Annotated in this window: 9 protein-coding genes; 7 read left to right on the forward strand and 2 right to left on the reverse strand. The window is 58.0% G+C overall.

Annotated features, from left to right (window positions below; translation table 11 throughout):
• The 5 genes from OQK_RS16610 to OQK_RS16630 form a co-directional block, all read left to right on the forward strand.
• The coding region (locus OQK_RS16610; RefSeq protein WP_038861016.1) for a UbiA family prenyltransferase at window positions 1-857 on the forward strand (857 nt) is incomplete at its 5' end.
• Complete coding sequence (locus OQK_RS16615) at window positions 854-2170, forward strand: FAD-binding protein (RefSeq protein WP_038861017.1); 1317 nt, start codon at window positions 854-856, stop codon at window positions 2168-2170. The genes OQK_RS16610 and OQK_RS16615, both read left to right, overlap by 4 nt.
• The gene (locus tag OQK_RS16620; protein ID WP_016773373.1) at window positions 2167-2907 is read left to right on the forward strand and encodes an SDR family oxidoreductase; all 741 of its coding nucleotides are present in this window, start codon (window positions 2167-2169) and stop codon (window positions 2905-2907) included. Before OQK_RS16615 ends, OQK_RS16620 begins: the two co-directional genes overlap by 4 nt.
• An 11-nt stretch (window positions 2908-2918) precedes the next feature.
• On the forward strand, window positions 2919-3866 hold the full coding sequence (locus tag OQK_RS16625; RefSeq protein ID WP_081489869.1) for a flippase-like domain-containing protein: 948 nt from the start codon (window positions 2919-2921) through the stop codon (window positions 3864-3866).
• 21 nt (window positions 3867-3887) lie between these two features.
• Window positions 3888-5306 carry a glycosyltransferase family 39 protein gene (locus tag OQK_RS16630; RefSeq protein WP_016773375.1) on the forward strand — a complete coding sequence of 473 codons (1419 nt, stop codon included), beginning with the start codon at window positions 3888-3890 and terminating at the stop codon, window positions 5304-5306.
• Window positions 5307-5352: 46 nt separating this feature from the next.
• Here the strand turns inward: OQK_RS16630 and OQK_RS16635 are convergent, their stop codons facing one another.
• Both OQK_RS16635 and OQK_RS16640 read right to left on the reverse strand, forming a co-directional pair.
• A complete protein-coding gene (locus OQK_RS16635; RefSeq protein WP_016773376.1) occupies window positions 5353-6972 on the reverse strand; it encodes an FMN-binding glutamate synthase family protein in 1620 nt (539 codons plus the stop codon).
• 158 nt (window positions 6973-7130) lie between these two features.
• On the reverse strand, window positions 7131-7931 hold the full coding sequence (locus tag OQK_RS16640) for a helix-turn-helix transcriptional regulator (RefSeq protein WP_016773377.1): 801 nt from the start codon (window positions 7929-7931) through the stop codon (window positions 7131-7133).
• A gap of 124 nt (window positions 7932-8055) precedes the next feature.
• Between OQK_RS16640 and OQK_RS16645 the strand changes: the two genes are divergently transcribed.
• Together OQK_RS16645 and OQK_RS16650 are read left to right on the forward strand one after the other, a co-directional pair.
• Entirely contained in the window at window positions 8056-8871 is an 816-nt protein-coding gene (locus tag OQK_RS16645; RefSeq protein WP_016773378.1) for a carbon-nitrogen hydrolase family protein, read from the forward strand.
• A gap of 188 nt (window positions 8872-9059) precedes the next feature.
• Window positions 9060-10006, forward strand: a 947-nt coding sequence (locus tag OQK_RS16650) for an APC family permease (RefSeq protein ID WP_038861244.1), incomplete at its 3' end; no start/stop codon positions are given.

Consider the following 10006-nt stretch of genomic DNA (forward strand, 5'->3'; position numbering starts at 1 on the left):
CCTTGCGCATTCATCAATGGATGAAGAATGTGCTGATTTTCGTTCCCCTTTTTGCCGCGCATCTAATGGCCAATCCGCTGCTGTTGGGGCGCGGCATGCTGGCCTTCATACTTTTCGGCTTGTGTGCATCGAGCGTCTATCTCCTGAATGACTTGCTCGACCTGAACGATGACCGCAAGCACCCGACCAAACGCCACCGACCTTTCGCCAGTGGATCGTTATCTATCCAGTCCGGTCTGGTGGTTTTTCCCCTGCTGTTGTCAGCTTCGTTCATCGGTGCCTGGTTGTGGCTGCCTCATCCATTCGTTGCCGTGCTCGCCTCTTATTACATTTTGACGCTGGTGTATTCGCTGGCGCTGAAGCGGTTGATGGCACTGGATGTGATCGCCTTGGCGCTGCTTTATACCTTGCGCATCATTGCCGGTGGCGCCGCGTTTGGCCTCGACCTGACGGGGTGGATGCTGGCTTTTTCCATGTTCATGTTTTTGAGCCTCGCGCTGGTCAAGCGCTATGCCGAGCTGTTGCTGGCGCTGCACAGCGGCATCACCGGTAAGACCGGCGGCCGCGACTACTTTCCTGCGGACCTGGCAATGCTCTCCTCTTTGGGGGCCGCATCCGGTTATCTCGCCGTCCTGGTGTTAGCGCTTTACATCCATGACAGCGTGACTACCCAGCTGTACACATCTCCCCGATGGCTCTGGTTTGCCTGCCCATTGATGCTGCTCTGGATCACCCGTATCTGGCTCCTGACGCATCGCGGCCGCATGAATGAGGATCCGGTGGTTTTCGCACTGCGTGATCGCTTGAGTCTGGTGATGGGAACGGCGTTCTGTCTGATTTTCTGGATGGCGGCATGATGGCCTCGCTGGCTTCCTGGGGAAACTATCCCCATGCCCCGCAGAGTGGTCGTCCCTGCCACTGGCAAGCGGATATCAGACCGCAGTGGCAGCATTTGATCGAATCTCACGGGACAACGTTACCGTTTGGCAATGGCCGCAGCTATGGCGATAGCTGCATGGCCGCAAGCGATCATGTGCTGCAATTACGCCCCCTGAACCGCTTCATCGAAGCCGATTGGGAAAAGGGTGAGATCTGCGCAGAAGCGGGTGTGACACTGGGCGAGATTCTGCAATTGGCCATTCCCCGCGGCTGGTTTTTACGCGTCACGCCCGGTACGCGGCACGTAACGCTGGGTGGGGCGGTGGCCAATGACGTCCACGGGAAAAATCACCATCGCTGCGGCACGTTTGCTCATTCGCTGGTGTGTTTCGAACTGCACCGATCCGTGCAATCGCCGATGGTCTGTTCGCTGCGGGAAAATCCTCAGTGGTTTGCTGCAACGATCGGCGGGCTCGGCCTGACGGGCGTGATTACCTGGGTGCGCATTCGTCTGCGCAAGATCCAGTCGAGCCTGATCGACAGCACACGGGTGCGTTTTGACTGTCTGGATGATTTTTTTGCCCTGTCGGCCGACATGGATGCGCAGCATGAATACAGCGTCGCGTGGATCGATTGCCTGGCCAAGGGCAATGCGCTAGGGCGCGGATGCTTCACGGCTGGTGATCATTGCGTGGCGGGGCCCCTTGAGGTCGCTGCACCACGTTCTCTGTCTGTCCCGATCCGCCCTCCGGTATCGCTGATCAATTCGCTCACCTTGAAACTGTTCAACGATCACTACTGGAAACGGCACCCAGCGAACGGACAACATCAAAAGGTTGGCTACAGCTCGTTTTTCTATCCGCTGGACCGTATCGAAAACTGGAATCGCATCTACGGACGCAGAGGTTTCCAGCAATTTCAGTGCGTATTGCCGGCCTCGGTTGCAGCCGTGGCACTGGCCGAATTACTCAAGTCGATTGCGCGTAGCGGCAGTGGCTCTTTCCTCGCGGTACTCAAGCGTTGTGGCGACATTCCTTCGCCGGGATGGCTTTCCTTTCCTATGCCCGGTACTTCATTGGCGCTGGACTTTCCACACGACATAGATCTGCCGAAAAAACTTCTGCCGCGGCTCGACGCCATCGTGCGGGAAGCAGGCGGTCGTTTGTATCCAGCCAAGGACGCTCACATGAGCGGCAGCGATTTTCGCCAGGCCTATCCCGCCTGGGAGCAACTGGAAGCGATGCGCGATCCAACCCTGATGTCCCGTTTCTGGCAGCGAGTCACGCGATGAAAAAAATACTGATTGTGGGCGCCACCTCGGCGATTGCCTGCGCTTGCGCACGATTGTGGGCGGCTGATCGCAGCGAATTGTTCCTGGTCGGCAGGGATGCGCAAAAGCTCCAGCAAACCAGTGTCGATCTGCAGGCTCGAGGTGCCAGAGCCGTGACCACGTACGTCATGGACGCCAGTGATATCGCCGCACATCCGGTCATGTACGAGAAGTGCCTGGCGACGTTGCAGACGGTGGATATCTGTCTGATTGCCTATGGCTCGCTGCCAGATCAGTACGCGTGCGAACAACACGTTGAACAGGCCATGGAGCAGTTCGCCAATAACGGCAGTTCAATGATCGCGCTGTTGACGCTGTTGGCAAACCGCATGGCTGTCCAGCAGCACGGCACGCTGGCGGTCATTTCCTCGGTTGCCGGGGATCGAGGACGACCTTCCAATTACCTGTACGGCGCGGCAAAGGCGGCCGTGTCCACGTTCTGCGAAGGCCTGCGGGTACGCTTGTTCAAGGCGGGTGTGCATGTGATCACGATAAAGCCCGGGTTAGTCGACACGCCCATGACGCAAGGGCTGGCGCTGCCCTCCTTGCTTGTAGCGCAACCCGATACGGTTGCCCGGCGAATAGTCAGAGGGATCAATCGACAGGTGGCGGTGCTGTATGTGCCCGGGTTTTGGGGGCTGATCATGTGGCTGATTCGGGTGATGCCGCAGCCGTTGTTCAAGAGGCTGAACCTGTGAATCAGAGACTGATGTTATCCGGGTGGCGCTATCGCGTTTTGATTGGCTCGGTGATCTGCTCCGCCCTCGCTTATCTCGCTGTTTCCCTGTGGGGTGGGTGGTCGGCTGTGAGCGTGGCGGTCAGTCGAGTGGGCTGGTGGCAGTGCGGGCAAATCGTCAGCGTGGTTTTGCTTGGATACGGTCTGCGTTTCTTGCGTTGGCAGGGTTATCTGTCTGCCCTGGGCCACCGGTTGCCCTGGCGGCCGAGCTTGAACATCTACCTGGCCGGATTCGCCCTGACGACTACTCCCGGCAAGGCCGGGGAGGCGTTGCGCGGTGTTTTGCTCAAACGTTTGGAGGTGCCTTACGCACAGAGCTTTGCCGCGCTGTTCAGTGAGCGGCTTGCGGACCTGCTGGCGATGGCGGGCCTGGCATTCTTCGGCTTGAGCGCGCATCCGGAATGGTTGTCGATGATCGTTGCCAGTTTCGTCCTCCTGGCATGCGGTGCATCGATGATGTTTTCCCCAAGCCTTGCCAGCGCGATTGATCGTCGCACTGAGCAACGGCACGACAGATTCTCGCGGTTGCTGGGGCATGCCGTTCAGGTATTGCGTCAGTCGCGCCGCTGTCATTCTCCTCGTCGCGTCATGGGCGCAACGCTATTGAGCCTGCTGGCCTGGGGGCTTGAAGCATTGGCGTTTTACTGGATTTTGCAGGCGATGGGCGCGGACGTGAGGCTGACGTTAGCGATCTTTATTTATGCGGTGGCCATGTTGGCGGGGGCGTTGAGTTTCATGCCGGGCGGCTTGGGCACTGCCGAAGCAGTGATGCTAGCGCTGCTGGTTTCAGGCGGAGTCGGGTTGGCGGATGCGATCGCGGCGACGGTTTTGTTGCGGCTGGTGACGTTGTGGTTGGCGGTCGGGGTGGGGATGCTCGCACTTTTATGGAAGAGGTCGGTAGCCGGTTTTGCTCATGGCTGAGTAACTACTGAGGAGATGAAAATGGACATTGAGTCGCGAAAGTACAAGTTGGCAATGTACCTGTGTCTGACTGGCGCGATTGGATTTGGCCTGTATGTAAGGTTGCGCAACATCGATGCTACTGGCCTGTGGCTGGATGAGGCCTTCAGTGTGTCGGTAAGCGATCCGCAAAATGGATTCTTTGACGTTTATCGAACTACATTGAATGATGTTCATCCTCCCTTTTATCAGATTTTACTGTGGGCTTATTATCATGCTGTCGGATTTGGAGAGCACACAGGGCGGTATCTCTCTGCGGTAATCGGCGTGCTGTTGATTCCCGCTATATTCCTCCTCGGGCGCAAATTGTTTGATGAGCAAATAGGGCTCATCGTTGCGTGGTTGGCATCGGTCAACAGTTTTTTGGTTCAGTATTCGCAAGAGACTCGCTCTTATGCGCTTTTGACGTTGCTTACCGTTTTGTCTTTTGTGGTCTTTTTGCGTTGCTTGAGTCGAGGCAGGGGGCAGGATTTTTTTTGCTACTGGCTGATTTCCGCTGCACTGATAAATACTCATTACTTCGGCTATCTGCCAGTCTTTGCTCAGGTGCTTGTGTTGCTTCGCATGATCTTGCGCAGTGAAGTCCAGAGCCAAGTTATATACAAGTTCGCTTGCGCTGGATTTTTCGCCGCGTTAACCGTGGTTCCTGCTTTATCGTACGCTGAGAGTAGCTTTTCGCGGGAGTTCTGGATTCAACCGCCTGAGGATGTGTTTTTTTTCAAGGTTTTCCTGTCGTATTTTGGAGATTCGTTTTTAGCTGCTTTGTGCGCAGTAATCTTGATTACAGGGCTGGTTTCGATAGCTGGAAATCCTGCAGGCACAAGTACTTACAGGCTGATTATGTTCTGGGGGGTAGTAGGAATTGTGGTGCCCTATGTCTGTTCTGTTTATCTACGGCCGGTGGCGACTATACGCAATTTTATTTTTCTTCTGCCTGCGGTATTGCTGGTAGCTGCGCACGCGGTTGGCAATATAAGAGATGTGACAGTAAAAATTTTAATGCTGGTGGTTTTGATGACATTTTCTGCTACGCCTTTATTCAAGGATGTCAGTTATCTAAGGGATCCTGAAAATCCCTACTCCCGCGAAACGCACATGAGAGATATCGTCATCTCTGTAATGGGTAAGTCAAAGGTGTTGCCAATTTATTCGCTTGATGCGGTTCAGTTTGGCGTCTATTTCAAATTGCTGGAGTCTCCGCTGCTTGTGAATAATTTAGAGAAGCTGAAAGCTGATTTGTCGTTGCCCGGTCGCCCAAAAGATTTTTATGTTCTGGAAACGAACTATGGTGCTGGCTTTGCTCAGGAAGTCGAACTTTTGCAAAGATACGAAGCAAAAATTATCGATAAGGAAGAAATAGGTCATGTGCGTTTATTCAAGATACGTACGTTTGCACCATGATCGGTAAGGGTGTGCATTCCGAATGGAAATGCACACCTTTCAGCCGTTACGCAGCGACGACTTCTGCCGGCTCAAAACTGTCCGCCCGCGCCATCTGCCACATCCGCGAATAGAACTCGCCATTCACCTCACCGGTGAGCAACTCCCCCGGTTTCAAAAACACGTGCAACTGCGAGAACAGTTTGATCTCGGTCGCCGACATGCGCCGCACCAGATGCTTGGCCGACAGTTGCGATGGATGATCGAGCCCGGCGGCAGCGAGCATCTCCGCCAGCGCTTTGAGCGTGCTGCGATGGAAGTTGTAGACGCGCTGGGCCTTGTCCGGCACCACCAGAGCGCGCTGGCGCAGGGCGTCCTGGGTGGCGACGCCGGTCGGGCATTTGTTGGTGTGGCACGACTGTGACTGGATGCAGCCGATGGCGAACATGAAGCCGCGCGCCGAGTTGGCCCAGTCGGCGCCGATGGCCAGCACGCTGGCGATGTCGAAGGCGCTGACGATCTTGCCGCTGGCGCCGAGTTTGATCTTGTCGCGCAGGTTCAGGCCGACCAGGGTGTTGTGCACGAACAACAGGCCTTCGCGCATCGGCACGCCGATGTGGTCGGTGAACTCGACAGGCGCTGCGCCAGTGCCGCCTTCCTTGCCATCGACGACGATGAAGTCGGGAAGAATGCCGGTTTCCAGCATGGCCTTGGCAATGCCCATGAATTCCCACGGATGGCCGAGGCAGAACTTGAAACCCACCGGTTTGCCACCGGACAGCTCACGCAGTTGCTGGATGAACTGCATCATCTCGATCGGCGTGGAAAACGCACTGTGGCGCGACGGCGAAACGCAGTCCTCGCCCATCAGGATGCCGCGGGTTTCAGCAATCTCTTTGGTGACCTTGTGCTTGGGCAGGATCCCGCCGTGGCCGGGTTTGGCGCCCTGGCTCATCTTGATTTCAATCATGCGCACTTGCGGATTCTGTGCCTGTACGGCGAAGCGCTCCGGGTCGAAACGGCCGTCGCTGGTGCGGCAGCCGAAGTAGCCGCTGCCCAGCTCCCAGGTCAGATCGCCGCCGTGTTCGCGGTGATACGGGCTGATGCTGCCTTCACCGGTGTCGTGGGCGAAATTGCCGAGTTTCGCGCCCTGGTTCAGCGCGCGAATGGCGTTGGCGCTGAGCGAGCCGAAGCTCATCGCCGAGATATTGAAGATCGACGCTGAATACGGCTGCGTGCACTGCGGCCCGCCGACAGTGACGCGGAAACCATTCGGGTCGCTCAACGGCGCCGGGCGCATCGAGTGGCCGATGAATTCGAAGCCGGACTGGTAGACGTCGATCAGCGTGCCGAACGGTTTGTCGGCGGTTTCGTTTTTCGCTCGCGAGTACACCAGCGAACGCTGGGCGCGGGAGAAGGGCAGGGCGTCGCTGTCGGACTCGAGCAGGTACTGGCGAATCTCCGGGCGGATACCTTCGACCAGATAACGGATGTTGCCCAGAATCGGATAATTGCGGCGTACTGCATGGCGCGTCTGCAACAGGTCGAACACGCCGAGCAGGCTCAGCACCGCGGTGACGGCGGTGATTGGCCACAGCCAGTCATGTTCGAGAAAGGGCAGGCTGGCGAGGGTGAAAATCACGCAGACGGCAAAGAAGGCGTAGCGGCTCAGCAAAGACAGGCTCATACGGGTTCCTTGGTTCGGACTCAATTTTGTGCAACGGCACGCATTTCTGTGGGAGCGAGCCTGCTCGCGAAGACGGCGGACCAGCCAACCTTGATGTCGGCCATGAGGGCCTCTTCGCGAGCAGGCTCGCTCCCACAAAAAGCGTTAGTCACATTGTTTCAGGCGTTCTGCGCCTGCAGAAAAATCGAAAACAGCTCGGACTGGGATTTGATCCCCAGCTTGCTGTACATGTGTTTCTTATGGACTTTCACGGTTTCCACGGAGATTTCCAGCTTGCGGGCGATTTCTTTGCTGGAACAACCGCTGAGCATCAAACGCCCTACGTCCAGTTCCCGCGCGGTCAATTGGGCGCCCTTGAGCTGTTGCACCGACGCTTCCAGTTGCACCCGCCAGTCTGCCTGCGCGGGTGCGACGGCGAGGGCCACGGTTTCGTTGATTTCGTACGGCAGACGCTGGCGCAACAGACCCAGCACCCACGGTTGAATCAAAGACAGCAAAGCGATCTGTTCACCAGTGAAACGTTTTTCACTGCCCAGCGACAGGCACAGCGTGCGCTCGCCTTCGAGCTGGCAATTGAACTGGATTTCGTCGGCCACCACATTCAGACGAAAGTATCGCTGGTAGTACTCGGTCAGCTCGAAATGCTCCGGCGCGACTTCCGAAAGGCGATACAGGCCGGTGCGCGACTGCTCGCGGCAGGCGATGTAGAACGGATCGAGCAGATACAGTCCGCGCAGATAATCCTGGAACAACGGGTCCGGGCTGCCGTCCTCGCCGGGGCATTCGGCGAAGACTTGCGGATGCTGATCGGCGCTGAACAGCAGCACCACCCAGCTATCGAACGCCACGTACTGCTCAAGCAGGCGCACCAGTTGCGCCCAGAAATTCGGCTTGTCGAGCGCGTCGATCAATTGCCCGACCGCGCGGTGCCAAGTGATGTCATTCAACGAAAGTGTCATCGATCTACCCCAATCGGGTTACCCCGGCCGCGTGATTCCCTGGCCGGTTGCTTGCTGCGCATACTGGCCCACAGACGGGCACCGGGCAATCTTTCCGGGCCGGGCCACATAACAAGGGATAACCATGAAAGTCGAACTCGCCCAACTGGCGGGCCGTGACAACGACACGGCTTACAACCTGCAACGCGCACTGGCGGCGATTGCTGCCTGCGCGGCCGACACGCAGATGATCGTGTTCCCGGAAACCCACCTGATGGGCTTCCCCAACGCCGAAACCGTGGCGCAGATCGCCGAACCGCTCGACGGCCCGACCGTCAGCGCCGTGCTCGCATCAGCGCGTGAGCGTGACATGGCTGTGGTGATCGGCATGGCCGAAAACGACAACGGCCGCTTCTACAACACCACGCTGCTGATCACTCCCGAAGGCATCGCCCTGAAATACCGCAAGACCCATCTGTGGGCTTCGGATCGCGGCGTGTTCGAGGCCGGCGACCGTTACGCCACCTGCGTGTGGAACGGCGTGCGCGTGGGCCTGTTGATCTGCTACGACATCGAGTTCCCGGAAACCGCCCGCGCCCTGGCGCAACTGGGTGCGGAATTGCTCATCGTCACCAACGGCAACATGGACCCGTACAGCCCGACCCACCGCACCGCGATCATGGCCCGCGCCCAGGAAAACCAGGCGTTTGCGCTGATGGTCAATCGCGTTGATGCAGGGGATGACGGCCTGGTGTTTGCCGGCGGCAGCGCGCTGGTCGATCCGCTGGGTGCGCTGCTGTTCGAGGCCGGACGCGAAGAAGGGCGGTTCAGTGTCGAGCTGGATTTCACGCAACTGGAGATTGCGCGCAAGGATTATCGCTATCTGGATGATCAGCGTTTGAAGTTGCCGGGGGAGGTGGTGGAGCAGGCTTCTGGTCTGCGCGAGCTGCTGATTCCTTGACCTGCTGTACCTGATCGTCCCCACGCTCTGCGTGGGAACGCAGCCCGGGACGCTCCGCGTCCCAATAGCGGACGCAGAGCGTCCATTGAGGCATTCCCACGCAGAGCATGGGAACGATCAGCCACACCCGAAATTTTCGCCGAACCCGGCTCTGCCATAAATCCAATAACATTCGGAGTAAGTCGCCCATGGCTCGTTTGCAACGCACCCTTTCGCTAGGGTCGGTGGTGCTGTTCGGCATCGCCTACATGACGCCGATCATTGTCCTCGGCACTTTCGGCATCCTCGCCCAGTCCACCGCCGGCATGGTGCCGGCCGCCTATCTGGCGGCGCTGGTGGCGATGTTCTTCACCGCCATGAGTTACGGACGCATGGCCGCCGCTTTCCCGGTCGCCGGTTCGGCTTACAGCTATGTGCGCAAGGCGATCAGCCCGAAACTCGGTTTCATTGCCGGCTGGGCGGTGTTGCTCGATTATCTGTTTCTACCGATGGCGATCTGGCTGATCGGCGCCGCTTATCTGGCTTCGGCATTTCCGTCGATCCCGCAATGGATCTGGGTGCTGGCGTTCATCGGCATCACCAGTGCGATCAACATCGTCGGGCTGAAACTGGCCAATGGCATCAACGCTTTGCTGATGCTGGTGCAGTTCCTCGTGTTGATCGCCTTCGTTGCGCTGTGCGTGCACTACATCGGTGGCGATGCGAGCACGCCGCTGTGGTCGGTCAAACCGTTCTTCAACGGCGACATGCAGATGCCGCTGATCATGAGCGGCGCGGCGATTGCCTGCTATTCATTCCTTGGCTTCGACGCAGTCAGCACCCTGACCGAAGAGACCCGCGATCCACGCCGGACCATTCCCCGGGCGATCATGCTGATCACCCTGATTGGCGGCCTGATCTTCGTCGGCGTTTCGTACTTCGTGCAGATCGCTCATCCATCGTTCCAGTTCGACAGCGTCGACTCGGCGGCCTATGAAATTGCGCGCAATATCGGTGGCGACCTGTTCGTGTCGATCTTCCTGATCGGCCTGATCGTCGGCCAGTTCGCCTCGGGGCTGTCGGCCCAGGCCAGCGGTTCGCGACTGTTGTTCGCCATGGGCCGCGACGGCATCTTGCCCAAATCGTTTTTCGGCAC

Source organism: Pseudomonas sp. R62 (assembly GCF_000257605.1).
Taxonomy (GTDB): Bacteria; Pseudomonadota; Gammaproteobacteria; order Pseudomonadales; family Pseudomonadaceae; genus Aquipseudomonas; species Aquipseudomonas atacamensis.